This window comes from Halobacteria archaeon AArc-dxtr1, assembly GCA_025517425.1.
Lineage (GTDB): Archaea > Halobacteriota > Halobacteria > Halobacteriales > Natrialbaceae > Halostagnicola.
Map to the genome: position 1 here is coordinate 81221 of JAOPJY010000002.1, position 24129 is coordinate 105349.

Here is a 24129-nt window from a genome sequence, read left to right on the forward strand (position 1 = left end):
ATTACTCACCCGCAGCCGCTTCTTCGGGCTCTCCGCGCTCCTCGCGCAGCCAGCCGTGCTTGCCGAGGCCGGGCTGTTTGGCCGTGAGGCCGATCTTCGAGTCGCGTGGGTTGCGTTCGTCGATGCTCTTCGTGACGATACGGGCGCGAACGGCGTCGTCGACGCCGAGGGCCTTGTCGGACTCGTTCGAGGCCAGACGCTGATTTTCGCGGTCGAACGAGAGGTACTCGTCGGAGATCTGCGAGACGTGCAACAGTCCGTCAACGGGGCCGATTCCGACGAAGGCGCCGAACTCGACGACCTCGACGATCGTTCCGTCGACGACCTCCTGCATCTGGGGATCGAACGTGAGCGCGTCGAACTCCGCCTCGTAGTAGACCCCCGGTCGGTTGGGGAGTACCGTCCCCTGACCGATGTCGTGGACCTCCGTCACGGAGACCACACTGCCGATATCCTCGTCCATTCGTCCCTCGAGTTTGTCCTGGAGAAGCCGCTTGACTAACGCCGGCGAGACGTCGCCGAGCTCCTCCGGCGGTACTTCCACCGTGTCTTTCAATCTGACCCGTTTGTACATCTATGGTTGAGTGATCGCTAGCTTGTTTCTCCCGCGTAATGCAATTACCGGTCTGCCCGTTTCGAGCACCCGGTCACACAGCGGGCGATCGTTCGTGACGACGTAGTCGACCAGGCCCTCACGGGCGAGTTCGACCAGCGCGTCGTCGGCGTACGATTCCTCCGTATCGACCACGAGACAGCGATCGGTCGCCAGATCGTGGCCGACGGTGGCCGCAGTTCCCTCCGTGCCGCCCTTCTCAGAGAGCCGCCGGAGTTCTTCGACGACGGACTGGGGCGTCACCGACTCGAACGCGCCACAGAGCCGATCGAGTTCGTCGAACAGTCGCACGTCGAGTTCGACCGGCATCATCAGCGCGCTCGTGTCGAGGGCGACCCGCGTCGTCATTCGTCGACCCGTTACTCCTGAAGCGTGCCGAGACCGATCAGCCGCCATCGAGCGCCGATCCGGCGGTTGATCGCGATCTTTGCACCGGGTTCGGCACAGACGGGGCGTTTGAGTGTTACCTCACACTCCCCGCTTCGGGCGCTGGTGACCGCGCCGACGGTCGTCGACGTGCCGACGGTCATCATCAGCGGTTCGCCGGTGCTGATCTCGTCGATCGTCTCGCCGCCGTCCATCCCAACGACACGCTCTAGGAGGTCGACGCTCATCGTAAAGGACTCCCAGGTCTGCGGGAGCGATCCCGGCGGACCGGCGATCCGGCCGGCCAAGGCGTCGCCTTTGGTCAGCGCCGGATCCAGTCCGGTGCCGACGCCGAGCAGGCCACCCGGCGTGACGGTGTCTGCGGACTGGCCGCCGGCCTGCAGCGAGCGGATCGTCGTCTCGATCGGGACGAACTCGGTCTGGCCGCCCTCCTCTATCTGTCTGCCGGGTTTGACCTCGATCTCGTCGTCGACGTCAAGTTGGCCCTGGACGAGACTGCCGCCTAACACGCCGCCGGCCAGATCTGCAGCCGAGGTGCCGGGCTTGTTGATGTCGAAGCTCCGGGCGACGTGCATCCGCGGTTCGGCGTCGGGGTCGCGCTCGGGCGTTGGAATCTCCTCCTCGATGGCGTTGATCAGCAGGTCCAAGTTGACCTCCTGGCCGGCCGAGACGGGGACGACAGGGGCGTCCTCGGCGACGGTGCCCTCGACGAACTCCTGGATCTGCTCGTAGTTGTTGCGAGCGGTTTCGGGATCGACGAGGTCGACTTTGTTCTGGGCGATGACGATGTTCTCGATCCCGATGATATCGAGTGCCATCAGGTGCTCTTCGGTCTGGGGCTGGGGGACGGGCTCGTTGGCGCTCACGACGAGCACGGCGCCGTCCATCAGCGAGGCTCCAGAGAGCATCGTCGCCATCAGGGTCTCGTGACCCGGGGCGTCGACGAACGAGACGGTCCGCAGCGGCTCGCTTTCCGAGCCGTCCGGACACTCCTCCTCGACGGTGTAACATTCGGGTTCGTCCACGCCGGGACAGCGACGGAACGTCGCGTCGGCGTAGCCCAGCCTGATGGAGATCCCGCGTTTCATCTCCTCGGAGTGCTGGTCGGTCCACGAGCCGCTGAGTGCTTGCACCAGCGTCGTCTTGCCGTGGTCGACGTGACCGACGAGTCCGATGTTCACCTCCGGTTGTTGATTTCCTGCCATAAGACGGTACGTAATCTTGCGTATGGCTTCCGCCGTGCGATTGATAAACCTACTGTTCTGGGGGCGGTTTCGGTCCGCGAAACCGCCCCGTGTCGGTGGTTCTCAGGGATTCCGAACGGTCGGCTCGTCGCTGACCGACTCGGCTTCGGCCCGCAGACGGACACCGACGCGATCGAGAGTCAGACTCGACCACCGCGATCGGACCGCTTTTGGCGCCACCGACCCTGTCGTCGTCCGTGTCGGAGTTCGCGTTCGAACTGGAGCTGTGTGCCCACCTCGAGAGTCAGCGGGAGGGCATCCTCGCGCGCCAGCTCGGCGCGAGCGTCGCCCAGCCGGGCGGGCGGATTCTCGACGTGGTCTCCGTCGAGCCCGGCCCGGAGTTCGAAGACCGACTGGCGCTGACGAGCGAGACGATCCCCGACGCGGCGATCGAGTCGGCCGTCGGTCCGGGAACCGCCCGCTACTGGAAAGCGGCCTTCGACTGCCACCCCGAACGCGCCCGGGGTGCGGTCGAGCGCGCCGTCGAAATCGGCTTCTTCGAGCGCGAGCGTCGAAACGGACGCGACTACGTGAGGCAGGTCGCGCGCTACCCCGACTGGTACGGGCGTATCGTCGGCATCGAGAACAAGCCCGATCTGGGGCGACCAGGTGATCTGGAGGCCCAGCTCCGTACGGACGCGAGTCTCGGACTGGTCGACGAAATCGTTCTTGCGACCGAGAGCTACGTCACCCGCGCCCACCTGAACCGGATCCCGGACGCGGTCGGCGTCTGGCGCGTCCACCGAGAGGAGACACCAGCTGCCGGCGTCGAGATCGACGTGATCCGCGAGCCGACCCTGCTCTCGCCAGAGAACCCGGGTATCGAGCCCATCGCCTCCCACCCGGGCCGGACCGAGATCGACGTCATCTCGCCCGCCCGAAAGGCCCGCGCCCGACGGCGGCTCGCCGAGCGGGCCTACGGGAAAGGGTGGCGGACGTACGCATTCCCGGACTGTGGGGCCTGCGAACCGACCGGTGACGCCGGGAACGGTAGCTCGGGTGGCGATCGCGCGACGCTACCCCACTGCCGGTGGAACGGACGGATCGTCGACGCGAGTTCCGAGTGTGGTCCGTCGTGTCCGGGATACGAGCCCGAGCCAGCACCCGAGATCGATCTCGAGGCAGAGCGCGACCGGCGGACGCCGTGGCGACAGAATCCTGCCGGGAAACAGCGAGAGCAGTCGGGGCTGGATCGGTTCGGGTAGCGCATGGGGTCGACCGGGGAATCAGTCGGTACGGAATCACAGGAGATACTGCTCGCCGTCGACGGCCAGCGGCTCCTCGAACGCCTCGTCAGCCGGATAGTAGTGGGCGACGTGGACGAGTCGCGTCCGGTCGGCGTCTACCTCCTCGGCGAGCGCGAGCGCGCCCTCGCGAGTCATGTGTTTTGTGCCGAAGGTCCGCGGAACGCCCGTTTCGTCCTCGTGGCGACCGCCCAAAAAGTGGCGATCACAGAGGTGAGCCGGAACGATGGCGTCTGCCAGCAGCAGGTCGGGGTCGGCCAGTGCCGTCCGAGACGCCGCCGGGACGTTGTAGCTCGTATCGCCGGTGAGCGAGAGCTTCGCACCTGTCTCGGGATCGGAAACGGCGAGCCCATAACAGCAAAGTGGCGGGTGATCGACCGGAACCAGCGTCACGTCGAATCCGCAGATCCGGGTCGGTTCGAGGGGCGTCGTGGGGTGGACGGTTAGTGCATCGAGATAGTCGTAGTCAGTCGCCACCGTCTCGGCGACGCTCTGTCCGGTGATGGGATCGGTCTCGTCGGCCGCGTAGACGTCGAGGGCGTCACAGATCCGAAAGACGTTGCCGAGCCCGTCTAGATGATCGAAGTGGACGTGAGTCACAATTCCGGCGTCAGGGGTCGGGACGTTCTCCCGGAGGAACTGCGTGCGAAAGTCGGGGCTGAAGTCGATCAGGAGCGACTCGTCAGTTCGGTCGTTCTCGACGTGAACCGAGAAGCGAGTTCGCTCGACGCCGCGCTCGCGGGCGCCCTCGCAGGTCTCACAGTCACAGCCGACGGTCGGCGTTCCGGTCGTGTCGCCCGTCCCGAGCAGGGTGACGCGCATCGTCAGGGATCGGCGTCGGGGGCCCGTCTCGACGGACGGACGCGGCGGTGTTCGTCTACGACGTCGAACGCGGTCTGGTCCACGGCCATGCGTTCGGTATCGGGCGGGGGATCGAAAAGGGTGCTGTTCGCGCGGCTCCGAGACGGCGATCGGAAGCGGCTTAGTAGCCGGTCGGCAAACCGCCGGCCATGAACGGACGATATCCGGCCCGCGGGGCGAGAGGCAACTGCGGAGTCGACCGCGCGCTGGCCGCCGACCCCGAGGCCGACCCCGTCTCCGTGCTCGACCCGAGTTCGGGCGAGCGCGTGCTCGATCTGGGCTGTGGCGCCGGGCGGAACTCGCGCAAGATCGTCGACGCCGGCGCGACCGTCCTGGGCTTTGACGTCTCCAAAGAACTCATCGAGGAGGCCAGGCGGACCTGCCCCGAGGGGCGGTTCATTAGGGTCGACGAACTCTCGTTTCGCTACGAGCAGACCGTCGACGCCGTGTTCTCGGAGGGGGCACTACACTGGGTGCCAGAGAGTGAACACGACGCGGTCCTCGCCTCCATGCGGGAGTTGCTGGCCCCGACAGGGCGATTCGTCGCGGAGTTTCTCGACGCCGGCAGTGCTGCGAACGTGGTCGATGCCGTCGGCGAGGCGTGTCGCGAGCGCGGGTACGACGTCGACGCGCCGTGGTATCTCCCGACAGTCGGGGCGTACAGCACCCGGCTCGAGGCTGCGGGGTTCGAGGTTCGCCACGCGTCATTGTTCGACCGGATCATCGAGCTAGAGGGAGGAGAGGACGGATTGCGAAACTGGCTCGAACTGTTCGAGGATCGGTTACTGGCGACCGTTCCAGCGGCCGAGCGGGAAGCAGTCATCGCCGACGTCGAGGATCGGTTGCGCGAGGAGTGGTACCGGAACGGCGCGTGGATGACCCCGAACCGTCGGATTCGCGTCATCGCGGTTCCGACGCGGGAGAGAACGCAGTGACGGATCGGGAGACAGGAAACGTGACGAAGCTGACCATTAAGGGACTGGGATCGTGAGAGTCGCCAATGCAACGACGAACGTTCGTCGCAACGCTGAGCGCCCTGGCAGCGGGTACAGCTGGAATCGCGTCGGGCGACGCGGAGAACGAAGAGACGATCGCCCCACTCACCTCCCAGGCGGACGGCTCACACCATCCTGGCCCACCTCGCTTCCTGCACGCCGGCGAGGAGATCGCCGATCCGCTTGGCACGGTGGCCAACAGTCCGACGGAGAGTAGGGCCGGTAGACAGACGAGAGAGTCGAGTCGGCTATCCGCTCAGTGGTCGTGGTCGTGCGAGTGATCGTGTGAGTCACCGCTGCTCGCGCCACTGATGTCGCCGCCAGCGACGAGGGCGTCGTGGTCGCCTTCGATCATATCCATGTTCTTTAAGTTGTCTCGCTCCTCGAACTCGGCGACGGCGTCGAGGAGGTCCTGCTGAGTGAGCGTCCGACGGTTCTCTGTCAGGGCCTCGAGCACTGCCTCTCGAAGAACCATCCGAAGATCGCTGCCGGTGAGCCCGCTTGTCGCCTCTGCGACGACGTCGGGGTCGAACTCGTCGATGTCCATCGTCCGAGTGATGACCCGCAGGATGTCAGAGCGCATCCCGTAGTCGGGCTTGGGAAAGTTGATGATCTCGTCGAAGCGCCGCCAGGCGGCGGCATCCAGCTGATCGGGGTGGTTTGTCGCGCCGATCAGCAGAACGTCGTCCTGGATGAGCGAGATGTTGTCGACGGCCTTGAGGAGGGTGTTGACGGCTCGTTTCAGGGCAGCGTGTTCGTCGCTCCGGCGAGTCTTCGCGACGAAGTCGAACTCGTCGATAAAGAGGATACACGGCGAGAGACGCTTTGCAACCTCGAAGGTCTTGTCGACGTTCTTCGCGGTTTCGCCCAGATACTGGGAAGTGATCATCGAGAGCTTGACCTCGACGAACGGGAGGTCCATGTCGCGAGCCAGCGCCTGGGCCGTCGAGGTCTTCCCGGTTCCGGGTGGGCCGACGAACAGCAGCTTCCCGATCTCGCGCAGCCCGATGTCCGCGAGGTAGTCGCGGTGTTCGATCGCTTTCGCGATCTTGTCGATCTCGGCTTCTTGATCCTCGGTGAGGACGAGATCGTCGAGGGTGATGTCGACTTCCTCTGGCGCCCTGACATCGACCAGATCGAGCATCTCTTCGTCCTCCTCGTCGTCGAAGTACTCCGCGAGCAGCCCGTCGATCCAGATTCGGTCGGCCTGAATCGGTCGATTCTGCTCTCGTGCCGCCTCGTAGTCGACGTCGAAGGCGCCGTCGTCGGCAAAGTGCTTTGCCAGCGTGGGGTTCGCGAGCAGGCGCTCGTCGTCGGCACGGTCGGCAAACCACTGTTCGGCCAACTCCCGCTGGGTGAGCGAGATCGCCCCGGAGAAGTCGTCTCGGTCGGTAAACATCAGATCCGAGACGGCACTCCAGGGGTCGTCGACGCCGGTAGCTTGGCGGGTCGTGGTGGTAGTCGCCGAGAGGGGGCGTGAAATGCCTGCCCGCCGGCTACCGTCCCCGCCGTCGCCGGCCCAGAACACCTTTCTGATCTCGGGTGGCAAGTCGTTCTCGTCTAAGGACCGATCGTCGGAATACACGCTCGTCGTGAGGAGAAATTCGACGACGTCGAGCGCCGCAGTACTCATTCACCTCCCCTTTTCGCCACACGCTCTTAACGCCGTCGTCATGATCTGCATGGCGTTGTGGACGGGAGTGGGGTGCCAGTGCGGCCACCGTGGGAAAGCGGTACCGATGGCGTTTCTCGACGGAAGGAGAGGGCATATATAGGTAGTTATATACACAGTACATCTGAATAACATGTATGTCTTCGGAACACACGGATGAGAATCGCGTTCGTAACTATCGACGACGGTTCCTGCAAGGAATCGGCGCGGCCGGACTCACCGGACTTACTGCCGGTTGTCTCGGCGACGACAACGGTGACGACGACGGCGATGATACCGGTGACGACAGTGAAAACGGAAACGGTGCCCCAGCCAACTTCGAGGTAGATTCCCTCGAACCGGGGGACGAGACGGTGACCATCGGCGAGTCCGTCGACGTGAGTGCGACGATCGAGAACACCGGTGACGAGGAAGACGTCCAGACCGTGTCCCTCCTGGTCGACGGTGACGAGGTCGACGACGACGAGGTGGAACTCGGGGGCGGCGACGACGACGAGGTCGCGTTCACGGTCGGAACGATCGACTTCGACGAGGGCGAGTACGAGTACGAAATCACGACCGACGACGACAGCCAGAGCGCGATGCTGACCGTCGAACAGACGGATATTTCGACGCAGTTCTTCTCGTACAACGGTGCCGGGTTAGACACCGTCGAACTGATCTACGAATCGGGCGACCACGAGTACGACGCGATCGAACCCTTCGGCGGTCCAGGAAATCTCGGCGACGTCGACGACGTTCAGGAGGCACTCGACGAAACCGGACTTCGACTCGGGAGTTCGCACATCAACATCGATGAGGTCGAAGACGATCCAGGCGGGATGGCAGATATTTACGGCGACTTCGGCGAAATCGCGCTCATCGAGCCCTACTATCAGGGCGTCTGGGATTCGCGAGACGACGTGATCGAGTTCGCCGAGCGAGTCAACGACGTTGCCGACGAGATGGAAGAGCGTGGCCTCCAGTTTGGGTATCACAACCACGACTTCGAGTTCGTTGAGCTCGACGACGGGGAGATCGCCTACGACGTTTTCGCCGAACACGTCAACGAGAACGTCCACCTGCAACTAGACGTGGGCTGGGTGGTCGTCGGCGGCGCCGATCCGGTTGCGGTAATCGAGCGCTACCCCGAGAAGATCAAGTCGATTCACATGAAAGACATGACCGAGGACGGTGACTTCGTCGAGATCGGCGAGGGTGCCGTCGACATGCAGGGTGTCGCCGACGCTGCCAGAGAAGTTGCCGGCGTCGACTACCTCGTCTACGAGTACGACAACGCTCCTGAACCTCTCGAGTCTCTCGAGTTCGGAGCCGAGTACCTCCAGAGTCTCTGAGCGCGCCCGACGGAATTGTCGACAGAACACGCACTCTTCTCGAGGAATGCGATCGCTGGCTGGAAATCACACGGAGGAATCACAGCGTAACAGGCGATGGAAACAGTACGCGAGAGTCAGTGATGGGTGTGACTGGTAGAATACACATTATAAAGTATAATTCCCAGAAATAGTACTATCAAGAGAGACCCGCCGATAGTAAACATGTATTGACGCGGTCACTCCGGCCTGTAATGCCATCATACCGGGAATTATACACTGCAGTAAATGCCACCGTTAATTATATACGTGCTGTGTCGCTGATTCACACGTATGTCTTCGGAACACAAGGGCCGTGGTAAGATAAATGATACTTTAAACGAACATCGTCGGCGATTTCTTCAGGGCGTTGGGGCAACAGGAGTCGCTGGAATTACTGCCGGCTGTATCGGTGACGGGGACGACGATCCCAACGGCGAGGATGACGATACGGAACCAACACCGACCGAAGACGCCGAGTTTCAGATCAGCGATCTGGCTCCTGGTGAAACGAGCGTCACCGTCGGCGAGACGGTCGAGGTAAGCGCCACGATAACGAACGCGGGCGAGGAAGAAGACACGCAGGCGATCGCGCTGACGGTCGACGGTGACGAACACGATTCCGTCGAAGTAACGCTCGGCGAGGGCGAAGACGAGAGCGTCACCTTCGACGAGATCGAGACGGCCGATCTCTCTCCGGACGACTACGAGTACGAGGTTAGCAGCGACGACGACAGCGCCTCCGCGACGCTGACCGTCGAGGGCGTCGATCTCGTCTCTCTGTTCTCGTTCGACGCGGACGAGATTACCGTTCTGCCAGGGGCGAACACAGTATCGGGAACGGTCGAAAACACGCTCGACGTCGGTGTCGAATCCGGAGAATTATCCGGGTCTCTTCCTGATGGGTGGGAACTCGAATCTGAAAGCGGCACGAGCTTCGATCTCGCATCGGGCGACTCTCAGGAGGTCGAGTGGGAGATTTCGATTCCTGGCGACGCCGAGGGCGAATACGAACTCTCCGTCGAGGAATCGTATAGTGCGGCAGGCAGCGACGACAGCTTCACCACGAGTATCGACGTCGTCGTCGTCGAACCGCTCGGCGCACCGTGGGGACTCAACAGCGGTAACGAAGACGGGGACTTCGATCCCGTCGAAGTCGACGACCTCGTCTTCGACGACGAGATTCCGGACTCGGTCACCGTTCTTGGAGGCCTGAACTCTGCCGCACGCGACCCGGCCGACGTCGAAAACACCGACCACGACGACATCTATCTGACCGAGCACTGGGGTGGAGACCTCGGCTACGATGTTCCGGTCGGCGAGGGCGTCTACGACGTCACGCTTCATTTCGCAGAAACCTGGTTCGGTGAGGACGGTGGAAGTGGAGAGGGCGGCGACGGCTCACGCGTCTTCGACGTCTCGATCAACGGGGAGGAGGTCCTCTCGGAGTTCGATCCCCACGCGGAAGCCGGCGGCGCGTATATCGCCGCGCCCCAGACGTTCACTGTCGCAGCGACAGACGGCTGGATCACCATCGAATCCGAAACCCACGAAGACAACACGCTGTTCAACGGAGTCGAGATTCGACCAGCTGAAGATCTCGCCGCGGCACCGTTCGGCATCGACTCCGGTGGTGAAGACGTCGACGAGAGCGTCGAAATCGACGGGCTCGAGTTCACGAACGTCGAGGAGTCAGATGTCGTCACCGCCTACGGCAACCCGGACGCAAGCGCGACCGGAACCGCCGTCGGCACGTTCACCTCGGACGAGCCGGTCGAGGGTACCGACCACGATCTTCTCTACCAGACCGAGCACCACGGCGGGGACCTGAGCTACGACGTCTTCATCGAGAACGGCGTCTACGAAGTGACGCTTCACTTCGCCGAGACGAACGACGCGCTCACTGGAGACGCCCGACTGTTCAACGTCTCCGTACAAGACGACGAGGTGCTCTCGGAGTACGCGATCGCCGCCGAGGTCGGCATCAACGTCGCGACGACCGAAGTCGCGGTGCCGGTCGAAGTGACCAATAACGTCCTCACGGTCGCCTCCGAGACCTTAGACGACAACTCGAAGTTCAGTGGCATCGAGATTCGAGAGTTCGACGGTGAGGTTCCGGACGACGCTGTCGGCCACTGGTCGTTCGACACTGATGGCGTTGACGACGACACCGTCATCGACCAGACCGGAAACGGCCACGACGGCACGATCCAGGGCGGCGTAAGCCCCGGCGTGACCTCCCCGACCGGCGCCGGCGCCACGTTCGACGGCGAGGAAGGGTCGACGGTCATGATCCCCGACGACGACGAGATCGACCCGAGTGAGTTCACCGTCTCCGTGTGGGCTCGGACCGATGAGTCCGGCTTCTGGTCGGCGCTCGTCGGGAAGGACGGCTCGTACTGGTGTGGTACTCTGGACGACACGGCGATCCCACGCCTCGACGCCCACGACGATACAGGCGTAGACGGAGACATCACCGCCGAGACCGCCATCGACGATGGCGAGTGGCACCACGTCGTCTACCGACACGGTCCGTCAGAAGACGAGTCGACGGTCCACGTCGACGGCGAACTCGAAGGCCGAATCGAGGATGTCACCGAATCCGAGCCGTCCGACATGGACCTCGCAATCGGGTCGAAGTCCGACGTCGCCGACTGGTTCGAAGGCGACCTCTCCGAGATTCGCCTCTACGACCGGCCACTCGGCGATGGCGAGATCGCCAGCCTCTACATGGAAGGCGAAGGGCCAGACGCGATCACCGCGCCGTACGGATTCAGCGCCGGCGGCTACCCCGACGATCACGACGTAGATGCAAACTCCGATGTGCCGGTCGTCATCGACGGCCTCGAGTTCCCCGGAGAAGCGGACGCGTCGGACATCGAGCACGTGCACGTAACCCACGACGAGGACCACTGGTTCAACGACGAAGACTGGTTCAGTCCGCCCGCCGGCTCCGCCGGAACCGACGCGGAGATTGGCGAGACGGAGTACGACGCGCTCTACCAGACCGAGTTCTGGGGGCCCGACGTCAGCTTCGACTTCACCATCGAAGACGGCGTCTACGACGTGACGCTGCACTTCTCCGAGCAGACCCAGGACGCCGAAGGCGACCGCGTCTTCGACGTCGCCGTGCAGGGCGAGGAAGTCCTTTCGGAGTTCGACATCTACGCCGAAGCTGGTGGGATGAACACCGCCGTCACCCACACCGTCGAAGAGGTCGAAGTGACAGACGGCTCGCTACAGATCGACACGACGACTCACGAGGACGCGACGTCGATCTCGGGAATCGAGATTCGCGAGGCTGACGACGTCGATCCGGATCCATCGATCCACTTCCCGACCTACGACTTCCTCGACCTCGATGAGCTGTTCGAGGACGACGACGAGATCGACGATATCGAGGAACTGCTCGAACTCCTCGACCGACTCGACATCGATCTGGTGGAGCTGCTCGAGGAACTCGACGTCGAAGACGAGTTCATCGAGATGCTCCTCGACATGGACTTCGAGGAACTGCTCAGCGACTTCGCCGACGGCGACGTCGACTCTGTCGAGCCGTACCTCGTCGCCATCGAGGAGCTGTTAGTCGAGTTCGACACCGAACTCGAGCCGGTGATCGCCGATCTCGCGGCGGCAATCGAGGAACTCGGTCTCGACATGCGCGCCGTCTACGTGAGCATGGATGCGCTCGACGCGGACCTCGACGCGATCGTCGAGTTGCTGGTCGAGTTCGGTCAGCCGATGATCGTCGAGGCCTTCGAGAGCCCCGAGGTCTGGTCCGACCCCGACTCGATCGCACAGTTCGCCGAGGACTTATCCGAACTGGAAGCCGAGCTGGCGGAGCTCGGCCTCGAGTTCGGCTACTACCTCTCGGACGACTCGTTCGAAGAAATCGACGGTACGGCAGGCTACGAACTGCTCGTCGACCACCTCGAGGGCGACGTCAAACTACAACTCGACGTCGCAGCAGCCCTCGAAGGGGATCTCGACGTGATCGCGCTCATAGAAGAGCTCGACGAACTGGGCGGTCAGCTCGACGCACTCGACATGTCCGGGCTCTCGGCCGACACCGACGACGCGGAGATCGTCGCGGCCGCCAAAGACGCAGGTGCCGAGCACATCGTCTACGGCTACGACGACGTCGAAAAGCTCGAGTAAGCACCGAAGAAACGACGGCGTAAGCGACACTCATCTCTTTTCTCTTTGCTCCCCGATCGACGAGCGGAGAGTTCGACGCGATCAGACCAGAGCGAACAGCGACGACACCGACCAGCGCAATACCTTTCCACTATGGCTACACAGACTGGGGTATGAACGTGCTGTTGGGCATCGAGGGCAGCGACGAATCCGAGAAGACGCTCCGGCGGACGATCGACCGGACGCTCGAGGCAGGCGACGACCTCACCGTCGCGATAATCGACAAAGAGAGCGACGATCGATCGGTCGAAGAGACACGCGAGCACGCAAAGGCGCTGCTCGCAGACGCCGGTATCGACGCGGCAGTCGAAACGCTCGACGGAGATCCCGGCAGCGCGCTGGTCGAGTACGCAGAGCGAGGCGAGTTCGACCAGCTAGTACTGGGCGGCGGGACGATCAGCCCGATGGGAAAGATCCGCCTGGGACCGATCACCGAGTTTGTCCTGTTGAACACCACGACGACGGTAACGCTGGTTCGATAGTATGAGTCGAACGCGATACTACCCCGACGATCTGACCGGGCCGTTTCCCGTGCCGCCGGCAACGGTCGACGACCGGGACGGGCGTGCAATCGAGCTACGGGCAGACACGAGTGGCGATGAGGACGCGTTGCTGGCATCGCTGGTCGACATGTACGTCCAGTTCGATCCGAGCGACCGGGCTCAGGGGATCCCCCCGACCGGACCCGAGCGCATCGAGACGTGGTTGGAACCGCTCGTCTACGACGGCGTAAACGTCCTCGCCTGCCACGAGGACGAGGTCGTCGGCCACGCGACGCTCGTCCCCGATACGGACGATCCGGGGGAAGTCGAGGCCGTCAACGAAATCGAGTGGGAGCTTGCGATTTTCGTCCTGCAAGCCTACCAGCAGGCAGGGATCGGAACAGCGCTACTGAAACACCTGCTGGGACACGCGAGTGAGTGCGGTATCGATCGGGTCTGGCTCACCGTCGAACGGTGGAACGGACCGGCAATCGCGCTCTACGAGCGGGTTGGATTCGAGACGACCGGCGCCGAACGGTTCGAACAGGAGATGGCGATCCGACTGGCGTGAGGACGTGGCCGACGGGAAGCACCCGCGGCGTCTCTCACACCGAGAGGACGGGCTGGCTGGCGTACGAGAGGACGTACTCTGCGGCCTTCTCGAGGACGTCCGCTTCCGTGTCGGTAATCGGCTCCCGTGGGACGACGATGAAGTCGGCGCCGATCGCGTCTGCAGCGTCGAGGACGACACTCCCCGGGTGTAACGTCTTCTGAGTTCTGGAAAAGCCGTAGTCGATCGACGTCGAAACGGGCACGTCAGCCGCCTCGGCGAACGCCCCGACAGATTCGAGAAACTCGTGCGTCGAATCGGCAACGTCCTCGTCGGCGACCGTTCCGGCGTCCATACCGCGGACGACGCCCTGCCCGAGAACGTAGAGGGCGTGGACGGTCGCGTCGTAGCGTTCGGCGACGGCGACGGCGTACTCGACGGCGATCTCGGACTCGTCGCTACCGTCGACGGGAACGAGAACTGTCTCGACCGTGACGGCATCGCTGGCTGCCATGGCAGGCCGTACGAACCCGGAAGGCAAAAAGTCACCTTCCGCGGCGTGTGGGTAGGTCGTGTGGCCGTGGTATTGTGGGTGGGTCGTGTGCCGCAGCGTGTGTGAGCGTTTATTGGGACGCGGGCGTAACCGTGGCGTATGTTCGATACGGTCGTCGTCGCAACCGACGGGTCCGAGAGCGTACAGCGGGCAGTCGACGTCGGCATCGACGTCGCAGCCCGGTTCGACGCAGACGTCCACGCGCTCTCGGTCATCGACGCAAGAGAGGTCGACGCCTCACCCGAGCAGCTTCGAGACGAACTGCAGACCGCTCTGGAAACCCATGCCGACGCAGCCCTCGCGACCGTCACTGAGCGGACAGAGCGCGAACTCACGACTGCCGTCAGGGACGGACAGCCCGCCCGCGAGATCTGTGACTACGCCAGGGACGTCGACGCCGACCTGATCGTCACCGGGACGCGGGGCCGGCACGGCGAGAACCGCCTCCTCCTGGGAAGCGTCGCCGAACGCGTTGTTCGGACCTCGCCGGTGCCCGTTCTCACCGTCCGACAGTTGACACAGCCCGTACAGTAGTCTCGGAAAGAGGAGACGAACCCACACTCGGCGTACCGCTATCTTCCGTTCTGGCCGCGATCCCGCGGCTCGGAGACCGGCGCTTTCTTGCGGCCCCGTCTCGCAGGAGAGCTATGGACGACGATCTCATCGATAGCGGGGAGCTACCGATCGCCCGGAAGTCGGTCCTTCCCGGCACCGGATTCTTCTTGCCCGACCGCGTCGAGGACGACCTAGCGGAGGAAGCGGCGATGGCCGCTCTGGAGGGAGCGACGGTCGCCGTCGTAGCCGACACCGACGCTGACGGACTCGGCTGTGTTGCACTGCTCCGAGAGGCCTACGACGACGTACAGGCGATACCCGAACCTGACGAGACGGTAGCTGGCGACGAGGATGCGCCAGCCGACGAGGAATCGACAGGGGACGACACAGCGGTAGCGGGGACGGAGGAACCGCTCGAGATACCGGAGCCGACACCCCATCGCGTTGCGCTGCTCCCAGCCAGTCCCCACGATCTCGAAGAATCGCTCGAGTACGTCGCCGAGTACGGCGAGGAAGGACTCGACTGCTACGTCTGTGACCTCTGTCCCGACCGATACGAGTACGTCGACGAAGAGTTGGAGGCGGCCCTCGAGACGGCGTCAGAAGTGAACTGGTACGATCACCACCAGTGGGACGACGACGTCGCCGCAGCCGTCCGCGACGCCGGGGTCGAACTCGTCGTCGGCGACTCCGAGGAGGAGTGCAGCACCGACGTGACGCTGCGCTCGCTCGACTACGAGTTCGGCGAGCACCACGAGGAACTCGCCGCCGTCACGCGAGATCACGATCTCTGGCTGCGCGAGGATCCACGAAGCGACGATCTGGCGGATTACGCCTACTGGACCGATCCGGCGGAGTACGTCGAGGTCGTCCGGGAGTACGGTGCCGCTCTCCCCGAATGGGTCCAGGAGTTCATCACCGAACGCCGGGTCGAGAAGGAGGCGCTGATCGATCAGGCCGTCGCCCGCGCGGAACTGCGTGAGATCGGCGACTACACCGTCGGCGTCACCTACGGCCGGTGCTCGCAAAACGAGGTCGCCGAAGCGATGCGCGAACAGGGCGCCGACGCCTCGGTGATCGTCAAGCCCGCCGGCTCCGCGTCGATCCGCGGGACCGACGCGTTCGAGCGCTGTCACGAGGTCGCTGGTCTGGTAAACGGCGGCGGCCACCCCAAGGCAGCGGGCTGCAAGCCCGACATCTACGACGACATGCTCGACTACGCGACCCACTGGACGACCCGCGGCGCGGTCACGAAGCGGGTGATCATCGAGGCGTTCCGAACGGTCGTCGCGGAGGAAGAGGACGGCGACGACTGACCGAAGACCCGAGAGCCATCGTTCCTAGAGACAGTCATCTCTGCCGTAATTATTAATACAACAGATAATGTGGCCACTAGCGTTCGCCAGGCGCTATAACCAATAATAAGGCGGCCAAGACGTCCGCCTGGCAGAACATCAGCTAGCGATACCACGACGATGACCGACGAAAACCGATCAGCGACGACAGAGGTACAGACTCCGACTACCGGCCCGACCGCGAACCGACGGCGAGTGCTGCAGGGCGTCGCCGCGCTCGGGGTGAGCGGCGGACTGCTCGGCACTGGGGCTGCTCAGCGCGGCGGCGCTGACCAGTCACGGGGGCGAACAGAGACGCCAATCGCGATCCAGCTGTGGACGATCCAGGCGCTCGGGCTGTCGACGGCCGAGGAGATCCGGGCGGTCGCCGGCGCGGGGTACGACGCCGTCGAACCCTACACCATCGACGACCCGGACGAAGTCGAGAAGGCGCTCGACGAAACCGGACTCGACGTCGCCGGCGCGCACGTCGGGCTGGGTGCGCTCGAAGACGACTTCGAGGCGACCGTCGACCGGCACACCCAGGTCGGCGTCGAGACGTTTACCGTCCCTTCGGCGCCCGGCGAACTGTTCGACAGCGAGGAGGGCGTCCGCGAGCTCGCGAGCCGGTTCAACGAACTTGCCGACAAACTCGCAGAACGGGGCCTGGAGTTCGGCTTCCACAATCACCACACCGAGTTCGTCGACCTGGGCGATCGGACGGCGTTCGACCTCTTAGTCGAGGAGACCACCGACGACGTCCGCTTCCAGATCGAACCCCTCGCCGCAGTGGGCGGCGAGAACCCCGTATCGCTGATCTCGAAGATCGGCGAGCGGGTCGACTCAATTCACATGCGGGACCTGCACAAGAACGTGCCCGCAGAGGAGGCGGCCTACGACGTCGACGGCACCACGTGGGACTTCGCCGAAATCGGCGACGGCGACATGCCGATGAACGGTATCGCCACCACGGCACAGGCCCGCGCCGACGTCGACTGGCTGATCTACGAGCACAACCCGGTCGATCCGGAGTCGTCGATCGAGGCCGGCGCCGAGGTGCTCTCGACGCTGAACAGCGTCGGCGGCGGCCCGAAGCGGTAATTCCGCGTACCAGCGTAGCTAAAGCGTGCGTTTCACCTTGCGGGATTCTTTTGCCAAACGTCGGTGAGAACCGGCCATGGAGCTCTCCAGACGAACGGCCATGGCGACGACGGGTGCAGCGCTTGCGGGCGGTGCCCTCTGGTACGCGATGAGCGGAGCGGAGGCGGAGCCCGCAGTAGAGCCGATCCCGGGGATTACGGCGGCGTCAGACGCCGCGGAGGCGGCAGTCGACGCTGTCGTCGAGGGGAACGTCGAGTTCGGCGTCGAACTGTTGAACCAACTCGTCGACGACGATCCGAACGAGAACCTCGTCGCCTCGCCGGCCAGCGTCGGTCTCGCACTCGGGATGACCCACGCCGGTGCTCAGGGCGAAACCGAGGCGCAGATCGCCGACGCGATGCGATTTCCCGACGATCAGGACGACCTGCACCCGGCACACCAGCACCTCCAGTACGAGCTGAACCAGCGCGCCGAGACCGCAGCCGAGGAAGACGCCACGTTCGAGCTGGCGGTCGCGAACGCGGTCTGGGGGCTCGAAGAGTACCCCTACAGCGAGGCGTACCTCGACCTGCTCGAGGAGCGCTACGGTGCGGAACTCGACGAACTCGACTTCGCTGGCGATTCGGAGGGCGCACGCGAGGAGATCAACGACTGGGTTGCCGAGCGCACGAACGACCACATCGACGAGCTGTTTCCGGCGGGCGCGTTCGATCAGTACACGCGGCTCGTCCTGACGAACGCGGTCTACCTGCTCGCCGACTGGCACCATCAGTTCGACGAGGGAGACACGCGAGACGAGCCGTTCACGACGCTCGACGGGGAGGAACGAGACGTTCCACTGATGCGCCAGACGCAGACGTTCCCGTACGCCGAGGTCGACGGCCACCAGGCGATTGAGCTTCCCTACATCGGCGAGGAGGTGAGTATGCTCGTACTCTTGCCCGCGGAAGGCGAGTTCGAATCGTTCGAAGCGGATCTGGACGCCGACCAACTGGGGACGTTCACGGAGTCGCTTTCGGAGGGGGAAGGACAGATCGTCCTCCCGCGATTCGAGTTCGACGTCGCGTTCAGTCTGAACGGCGTGCTCGCGGATCTGGGAATGCCCGGTGCGTTCGAGCCAGACGAGGCGAACTTCGACGGGATGACCGACGGGGACAACAACCTGTTCGTCGGCGAAGTCGTCCACGAGGCGTACGTCGCCGTCGACGAGGAGGGGACGGAGGCCGCGGCCGCGACCGGCGTCGAGATGGTCGAGGACTCGGGGCCCGCACTGGCGTTCGACATGATCGTTGATCGGCCGTTTCTCTTCCTGATTCGTGACCGTGAGACCGGTGCGGTGTTGTTCTTAGGGCGTGTCGTCGACCCGAAGGAGTGACGCTACCGTCGAATCACGAAGACTGCGATACCTACGAGAAGCAGACCGATCCCCCACCAGACGGAGTCCCCCGGAAGAACCGTGAGGACGAGCGTGACGATTCCGGAAGTGATCAGCGACCAGCCGAAGGTAGTGCGAGCGGACATAATCGCGTGTACTCTGGGAAGTCGGTTGTGTGTACTGCATGCGAGGGAAACGAGGCCAAAACGTGCCTCCGGGGGAGCGGACAGAAGTCCTAGAGAGGGCAAAACGAATCGTTACGTCGTCGACGCATCCTCTCGGTCGGTGGTCGGTAAGAAGCGATCGCGCCACGTCCCCGTTGTTCCAGGAGCGTCACCGCCCTCCTCTGCTCGACGTTCGAACGCGCGGAACTCGTCCGAATTCTCTCGCAGCTTCTGTTCCCACTCGCCGTCGGGCGTCTCACTCTCGGTTTCGTTGAGGAAGATGGTGAGAACGAGCGCGGTCAGCCACGACTTGACGATTCCGAAGTGAACGACGAACAGGAGCGCAAGGATTCCCGTAACAAGCAGGATTAATCCCACGTCTGAAACGCCCCCTGCGAACGCTTCGAGCTGCGAGACGACAGCGTCTTGGCCGCCGAGGGCGGCGAGAAGTTCCTCGTGAAAGACGGCTGCGAGAACGAACGGCCCGTAGGCGATCGTCGCGACGATCGACGCAGAGAGCAAAATCGGCTTCCACGTCTTCGCGTAGAGGACAACGCCATCTTTGGCCGGTTTCCAGTTGTTCTCGTGGTCGCTGCGGAAGATGTGGGACATCACCGCCTTATCCACGTAGCCGATCGTGATGTTGAGTGCTAGTTTTACGATCTGGGCGATCCCCTCGATCGCGTTCGACTGCTTGCTCCCGCTCGAGCCCGGAACGCTTGAGGTGGCCGTGTTCACCATCGCATCGATGAGCCTGTTGAGTTGCTTCAACAGCCGCTTGATCGCCCGGTCGATGACGAACAGGACAGAGACGCTAGCGAAATTTGCTCGCACCTGGGATGTTCCGTATCCGAACTGGTTCTCCAGCGTCTCACCGTCTTCGATGACCGCTGTGAGCGCCGCGACGTGCGTCGCTTCGATCAGGTACAGCAGGTACGGTTGCACGAAGAAAAAAAAAAAGGAGAGCCACGAGGAACAGGCCCAGTACAACAGCGGCGATCCCCGCCCCGGTTCCGGCCACGCTGGCGATCCAGATGCCGGCGAGAATCAGTACGACGATACCAGCCGAAAACGCCAGCGCGAGCCCCATCCGCAACAGCACGAACGGGTACGTCTTCAGCAAGGCGCTGGTCGCCTCGCGGAAGTAGAGAGTCATACGCAGAGCCTTGTCAACAAAGCGTATTGAAACCACGGAGGTCGTTTCTCGGTCAGAAACGGTCGATCTAAACGAGTGTAGTCCGATCCCACCACGAATCGCCTCACTGCCGCGACGCGAAATACCGCATCACGAGCTGGAGGACGTGGACGAAGACACCGGCGACGGCGATGTAGACGCCGATCGTCTGAAGCGCGACGGACATGTTTCGCTTATCTCGCAGGCGCCATATCTCCCAGCCGAGCCGGAGGAGGAATCCGAGGAAGATCAGGACGAACCCGAGGAGGAGCACGGGCGCGACGAACGTGCCGACGGCGATCGCGACCACGCCGCCGATAAAGGAGAAATTGGCGTACGTCCCCCAGCTCTCGAAGCTCTTCTGACGCGCGTAGACGTAGCCGGAGATGGCTGCGGTCATCAGGGCGACGACGACCGCGGTGATCGCGAGGATCGCGAGCACGGCGTCCGTCGGCGCGAAGCGAAGCACCCCAGCACCGAAGATGCCAAAGGCGAGCTGGAGGATCACCATCCCTGCCAGTGCAATACCCATATCGCCGCCCTCGACACCACGTTCGGCGATCAGTTCGCCCCCCATGATCGCCGCCCCGTAGACGAGCACGCCGAGGATGGGGACCGCGAAGAGGTAGTCGTTGACGACGGCCAGGGGCGTGTCGACGAAAACGTACATAAGGAGGACGTTGATCGCCATCAGGACGCTTGCGCCGCCGATCACCCGCGCCTCCCGACTTGAGATGCCGAAGCCGCGGTCGGTCTCGTGTGGCGTTTCGAAGGAGCTCATTGGCAGGCACTACCCGGGAGAGGGCCAAAAGGCTTCGCTCGGCGGATTGGAATCGACGTAAGCTTCAACGTGGCCCTTCAGACGACCCACCGATCCGAGTAGGCCTCGTCGCAGGCACACTTCGCGTATGCGTGGATTACGTCGCCCTCGGCGTAGATACCGCCGACCTCCTCGTTTTGCTCCTCGGCGAACGCGAAAATGTACTGGACGTCGTGGTCGTCACCGTCCTCGGCGACCGGACACTCGCCACCCGTGAGATCGGCGTCGATCTCGCCTTCAGTCGCCATCGCTGTCTTCGCAAAGTCCATGGCGTCGGTTCCCGTCGCGGCCCGGAACGCGTTCCGGCCGCGCTCGCCGTCGACGACGATCAGCGTGCCGCCGTCGACGGCGGTGCCAAACGAGTCGAGACGGTCGTCAGAGACGTACGACGTGGCGAGAAAGAGGGCAACGTCTTCGGGACGCTCGCCCGCCAGAAACCCATCGCGTGCATCGGTCATAGGGCTCAATTGTGTCTGCAGACGAAAAAGGACGGCTATCGGCGACGCTCGACTCGTCCGGTAGTCTGGTCTCGGTAGCAGACAGCAAGACAGCCAGCGTTCGAGACCGAACGGTTAGACGTCGTCGAGATTCTTCGCGATCGAGGCGAGGCTGTCGTCGGGCGCCTCGGCGGCGTCGTAGTAGATCGTCTCGCCGGGTGCGCGGAGCCCGTAGTAGAACTCGGGCTCGACGACGTCGACCAGAACCGAGCCACCGGTTCGAACGTCGTGCTCGTCGATCCACGAGGGGAGGCGATCGACGCCGTCGCGGGGATCGCGAGCGCCGTCTGGCGTCTCGTAGACGCCCGAAATCGAGAGATTATCGCCGGTGAGCGCGCGTTCGACGTGGGCAAACCGCTCGCTACCGTCCACGTCGACTCGAACCACCTCACCGGCCGGAAACGCGTCCCGGTCGTCGGCTGGAACGTCGATCCGGACGCCGGTCGTCGTCTCCGAGAGCGTCGCTCGAACGGTGTCGATCGACGGGTGGTCGCTCGAGAGCCGGTCTGCCATAGAAGGGGACGTTACTCGTCGTCCTCGGAGAGCAGGTCGGCGACGTCCTCGTCACCGTGCTCGACGATCGTCGCGTTTACCTGCGCGGTGTTGTCTGCGACCTCGCTGCCCCGAACCGTGATACGCCGTCGCTCACCCTCGCGCTGAGGGTGGTAGCCGGTCTGGCGCTCGTTCATCAGCACTTCCTTCAGATTCGAGCCGGCGACCGACTCGTTGAACGGACGACCTGCCTCGTCGGAGCCGCCGGTGATCTCGAGGGTGTAGCCGTCGAGTCCGAGCGTGCTACCGTCGACCTCGTCGCCGATCGACTTGCCGAGGAATCGGTTCGCGTCCTGTCCTTCCGCCTCGAGCTGGTGGGCCAGCCCGGACTCGGGGTCGCCAACGACCACAGTGAAACGTGCCATACCGGACGGAAAACGGCCTGCAGTCAAAAATACGTCGATCGATCGGCGGACGTGGACGTCGAAATTCCTAAGGCGAACTCGTCGAAATCCTCGCGTATGGAACTGCAGACGTTCGTGCTCGCGACGGCAGTCGCCCACGTCGGGCTCGCGATTTTCGTCACAGCTCACGCCTTTCTCACTGACCGCGAGCCCGGAAACTGGCCCTATATCACGCTCGCACTCGGACTGGCCGGGGTAGCTGGCTACTTCTTTTACGACCGCGACGCAGGACCGCTGTGAGGGAGAGAACATGCATTCGGCGTCCTCAAATGCACGAACGAGTCGGCACTACCGCTGACGATTGCATCCGTCGGTCGTGAATTCACGACCGTCTTGCCAGAACCCGGTTCAGGCCAGGAAGACGTGTCGCGGTCGGTCGGCCAAAACGTCCCGGCCCCACTCGACGGTGTCTGAGAAGGCGTCGCTGCGGAAGAACGCCATCGCGTCCTCGCGGGAGTCCCAGCGACTGGCGATGAACGTATCGTTCTCGTCCTCGCGGTTTTCGAGCAGGTCGGTCTGGCGGTGGCCGTCCATTCCCGAAAGCGCCTCGCCGACCTCGGCGAACGTCTCGACGAAGTCCGCCCGGTAGTCGGGCTTGATCGTGTAGAACATCCCCATCGTGCCCCAGGAGTCGTCCTCGTCGTCACCTGCCTGGCGGACCACGTCGGGCAGATCCGCGAGGAATCCGGCGGCCGTATTGGCGGCTCGGTCGGTCTCCCAGAGGCTGACGACGGCGGTTTCGGCGTCGTCTCGGCTCACCTCGCTCGGTTCGTACACGGCGGTCTTGACGTGCGTGTCGTAGTGATCGAAGTTCGCGCGCAGGCCGTCGACCTCCTCGAAGAGTTCGTCGGGGTCGGCCGCCGAGTAGAGGACGACAGCGTGGACGTCCTCGCCGTGGGGCTGGCCCGCGTAGACGCCCAGTTCGTCGAGTTCACTGCGGACGCGCTCGTCGTCCGAGTCCGCGTGCGAACCCCCGGAGCCGTGGTGGCCGTCCGAGTCGCCGTGGCCGTGATCGTTTCCGTGGCCGTCGGCACCACCGTGGTGGTGGTCCGAGCCGTGTGGGTCTCCCCCAGTATCGTGCGGGTGCCCGCTGGCACTGTCTGAGTGTCCACCGGAACTGTGTGGATGGCCGGTATGCGGGTCGTCACCCTCCTGTGGAACCGGCTCGCCCGCGAGGAACGCCCCAAGATCAGACGGAGCGATTCGACGGGCCGAAAGGAAGCGGCCGAACTCGGCAAAGCGCGAGCTCGAGGGGTCGAAACGCATCTCGGTGAGCAGCTCCTTCACGTCGGTCGGATCGTCGGCAAAGAGGGTGACGCCCCACTCGAAGTCGTCGAGGCCGGTGCTGCCGGAGATAATCTGCGTGACGCGACCGGCGTAGTTCCGGCCGATGTCGCCGTGTGAGGAGAGGTGCTCGGCGCGCTCGTCGAATGGGAGTTCGTACCAGTTGTGGTCGGGGCCGCGGCGTTTGTCCATCGGGTAGAAGCTGGCGAACTCGGCGTCGGGAATTTCGGGAGTGAGTCGGGACTCGATGTATCGCTTCGTCCCCGTATCTTCGATCTCGCCGTCTTCCTCGAAGTATTCCTGGGACATGTAGCCCGAGACTTCGGTGACGGAGAGATACGAGTCCGCACGCTCGGTGAACTCGGCGAGGGCAGTGCTCTCGAACCGGCGCTCCAAGGTGTCGAGGTCGGCGAGCGTCGGTCGCAGATGCAAGACGAGGAGATCCGCCTTGTGTCCGAGCACCGAAAAAACCGCGGAGTCGCCCTCCTCGGCGTCGGTGACGGCAGCCACGTCCGCGAGGTAGTCACGGCCCTCGGCGACCGCCCGCGAGCGTCGGCGCTCGGGGGCGTCGCGCCAGGCGTCCCAGTCGATCGAGCGGAAATCGTGAAGGACGTACCAGCCCTCCTCAGTCTGTGGCGGTCGGCGTCGTTCCATACCGGCGAGTTGGGGGGCGAAGCGCTAAGAAGGACCGGGTTTCGATCGCCGTCAGCACCGACGGT

General features: G+C 63.8%; 26 protein-coding genes. 12 read left to right on the forward strand and 14 right to left on the reverse strand.

Going from position 1 to position 24129, the window contains the following annotated elements; all coding sequences use genetic code 11:
- Nucleotide 1 precedes the first annotated feature (1 nt).
- From OB905_09330 to OB905_09340, 3 genes are read right to left on the reverse strand one after another with little or no spacing between them, the layout of a single operon-like run.
- Nucleotides 2–574, reverse strand: a complete 573-nt coding sequence (locus OB905_09330; protein MCU4926182.1) for a DNA-directed RNA polymerase — start codon at nt 572–574, stop codon at nt 2–4.
- The gene (locus OB905_09335; GenBank protein MCU4926183.1) at nt 575–961 is read right to left on the reverse strand and encodes a DUF188 domain-containing protein; all 387 of its coding nucleotides are present in this window, start codon (nt 959–961) and stop codon (nt 575–577) included.
- Between the two features lie 11 nt (nt 962–972).
- Nucleotides 973–2205 carry a translation initiation factor IF-2 subunit gamma gene (locus OB905_09340; GenBank protein ID MCU4926184.1) on the reverse strand — a complete coding sequence of 411 codons (1233 nt, stop codon included), beginning with the start codon at nt 2203–2205 and terminating at the stop codon, nt 973–975.
- 236 nt (nt 2206–2441) lie between these two features.
- Between OB905_09340 and OB905_09345 the strand changes: the two genes are divergently transcribed.
- The gene (locus tag OB905_09345) at nt 2442–3449 is read left to right on the forward strand and encodes a DUF5787 family protein (GenBank protein ID MCU4926185.1); all 1008 of its coding nucleotides are present in this window, start codon (nt 2442–2444) and stop codon (nt 3447–3449) included.
- Between the two features lie 36 nt (nt 3450–3485).
- Here the strand turns inward: OB905_09345 and OB905_09350 are convergent, their stop codons facing one another.
- Nucleotides 3486–4310: an MBL fold metallo-hydrolase gene (locus OB905_09350; protein MCU4926186.1), complete on the reverse strand. Its 825-nt coding sequence runs from the start codon at nt 4308–4310 to the stop codon at nt 3486–3488.
- A 188-nt stretch (nt 4311–4498) separates the two neighbouring features.
- Between OB905_09350 and OB905_09355 the strand changes: the two genes are divergently transcribed.
- Both OB905_09355 and OB905_09360 read left to right on the forward strand, forming a co-directional pair.
- Entirely contained in the window at nt 4499–5284 is a 786-nt protein-coding gene (locus OB905_09355) for a methyltransferase domain-containing protein (GenBank protein ID MCU4926187.1), read from the forward strand.
- 65 nt (nt 5285–5349) lie between these two features.
- On the forward strand, nt 5350–5625 hold the full coding sequence (locus OB905_09360; protein ID MCU4926188.1) for a hypothetical protein: 276 nt from the start codon (nt 5350–5352) through the stop codon (nt 5623–5625).
- Here OB905_09360 and OB905_09365 read toward each other — a convergent pair.
- Nucleotides 5601–6977, reverse strand: coding sequence for an ATP-binding protein (locus OB905_09365; protein ID MCU4926189.1), 1377 nt, complete (start codon nt 6975–6977; stop codon nt 5601–5603). The two genes, OB905_09360 and OB905_09365, sit on opposite strands and share 25 nt — an antisense overlap.
- Before the next feature lie 176 nt (nt 6978–7153).
- Here OB905_09365 and OB905_09370 point away from each other — a divergent pair, with 176 nt between their 5' ends.
- From OB905_09370 to OB905_09385, 4 genes are all read left to right on the forward strand, one after another.
- Nucleotides 7154–8350, forward strand: a complete 1197-nt coding sequence (locus OB905_09370) for a sugar phosphate isomerase/epimerase (protein MCU4926190.1) — start codon at nt 7154–7156, stop codon at nt 8348–8350.
- 312 nt (nt 8351–8662) lie between these two features.
- The gene (locus tag OB905_09375) at nt 8663–12526 is read left to right on the forward strand and encodes a malectin domain-containing carbohydrate-binding protein (protein MCU4926191.1); all 3864 of its coding nucleotides are present in this window, start codon (nt 8663–8665) and stop codon (nt 12524–12526) included.
- A gap of 152 nt (nt 12527–12678) precedes the next feature.
- Nucleotides 12679–13047: a universal stress protein gene (locus OB905_09380; GenBank protein MCU4926192.1), complete on the forward strand. Its 369-nt coding sequence runs from the start codon at nt 12679–12681 to the stop codon at nt 13045–13047.
- Nucleotide 13048: 1 nt separating this feature from the next.
- On the forward strand, nt 13049–13618 hold the full coding sequence (locus OB905_09385; protein ID MCU4926193.1) for a GNAT family N-acetyltransferase: 570 nt from the start codon (nt 13049–13051) through the stop codon (nt 13616–13618).
- 34 nt (nt 13619–13652) lie between these two features.
- Here OB905_09385 and OB905_09390 read toward each other — a convergent pair whose 3' ends face one another.
- Entirely contained in the window at nt 13653–14111 is a 459-nt protein-coding gene (locus OB905_09390; GenBank protein ID MCU4926194.1) for a universal stress protein, read from the reverse strand.
- 138 nt (nt 14112–14249) lie between these two features.
- On the opposite strand from OB905_09390, the gene OB905_09395 reads away from it, so the two are divergent.
- The 4 genes from OB905_09395 to OB905_09410 all read left to right on the forward strand — a co-directional run bounded on the left by OB905_09395 (nt 14250) and on the right by OB905_09410 (nt 18515).
- A complete protein-coding gene (locus tag OB905_09395) occupies nt 14250–14684 on the forward strand; it encodes a universal stress protein (protein MCU4926195.1) in 435 nt (144 codons plus the stop codon).
- 113 nt (nt 14685–14797) lie between these two features.
- Complete coding sequence (locus OB905_09400; protein MCU4926196.1) at nt 14798–16021, forward strand: phosphohydrolase; 1224 nt, start codon at nt 14798–14800, stop codon at nt 16019–16021.
- 159 nt (nt 16022–16180) lie between these two features.
- Nucleotides 16181–17140: a sugar phosphate isomerase/epimerase gene (locus OB905_09405; protein ID MCU4926197.1), complete on the forward strand. Its 960-nt coding sequence runs from the start codon at nt 16181–16183 to the stop codon at nt 17138–17140.
- Nucleotides 17141–17216: 76 nt separating this feature from the next.
- Nucleotides 17217–18515 (forward strand): serpin family protein, encoded by a 1299-nt coding sequence (locus tag OB905_09410; protein ID MCU4926198.1) that lies wholly within the window; start codon nt 17217–17219, stop codon nt 18513–18515.
- A 2-nt stretch (nt 18516–18517) separates the two neighbouring features.
- On the opposite strand, the gene OB905_09415 is transcribed toward OB905_09410, so the two are convergent.
- The 7 genes from OB905_09415 to OB905_09445 form a co-directional block, all read right to left on the reverse strand.
- Entirely contained in the window at nt 18518–18661 is a 144-nt protein-coding gene (locus OB905_09415; GenBank protein ID MCU4926199.1) for a hypothetical protein, read from the reverse strand.
- A 111-nt stretch (nt 18662–18772) separates the two neighbouring features.
- Complete coding sequence (locus tag OB905_09420) at nt 18773–19624, reverse strand: hypothetical protein (protein MCU4926200.1); 852 nt, start codon at nt 19622–19624, stop codon at nt 18773–18775.
- Nucleotides 19551–19835 (reverse strand): hypothetical protein, encoded by a 285-nt coding sequence (locus tag OB905_09425; GenBank protein MCU4926201.1) that lies wholly within the window; start codon nt 19833–19835, stop codon nt 19551–19553. The genes OB905_09420 and OB905_09425 overlap by 74 nt, the downstream gene beginning before the upstream one ends.
- 103 nt (nt 19836–19938) lie before the next feature.
- Complete coding sequence (locus OB905_09430; protein MCU4926202.1) at nt 19939–20634, reverse strand: hypothetical protein; 696 nt, start codon at nt 20632–20634, stop codon at nt 19939–19941.
- A 77-nt stretch (nt 20635–20711) separates the two neighbouring features.
- Nucleotides 20712–21131: a DUF5807 family protein gene (locus tag OB905_09435; protein ID MCU4926203.1), complete on the reverse strand. Its 420-nt coding sequence runs from the start codon at nt 21129–21131 to the stop codon at nt 20712–20714.
- A gap of 114 nt (nt 21132–21245) precedes the next feature.
- A complete protein-coding gene (locus tag OB905_09440; GenBank protein ID MCU4926204.1) occupies nt 21246–21683 on the reverse strand; it encodes a hypothetical protein in 438 nt (145 codons plus the stop codon).
- Nucleotides 21684–21694: 11 nt separating this feature from the next.
- The gene (locus OB905_09445) at nt 21695–22087 is read right to left on the reverse strand and encodes a 30S ribosomal protein S6e (protein MCU4926205.1); all 393 of its coding nucleotides are present in this window, start codon (nt 22085–22087) and stop codon (nt 21695–21697) included.
- 96 nt (nt 22088–22183) lie between these two features.
- Here OB905_09445 and OB905_09450 point away from each other — a divergent pair, with 96 nt between their 5' ends.
- Nucleotides 22184–22366, forward strand: coding sequence for a hypothetical protein (locus tag OB905_09450; GenBank protein ID MCU4926206.1), 183 nt, complete (start codon nt 22184–22186; stop codon nt 22364–22366).
- Between the two features lie 108 nt (nt 22367–22474).
- Here the strand turns inward: OB905_09450 and OB905_09455 are convergent, their stop codons facing one another.
- On the reverse strand, nt 22475–24064 hold the full coding sequence (locus OB905_09455; GenBank protein ID MCU4926207.1) for a heme-binding protein: 1590 nt from the start codon (nt 24062–24064) through the stop codon (nt 22475–22477).
- Nucleotides 24065–24129 lie beyond the last annotated feature (65 nt).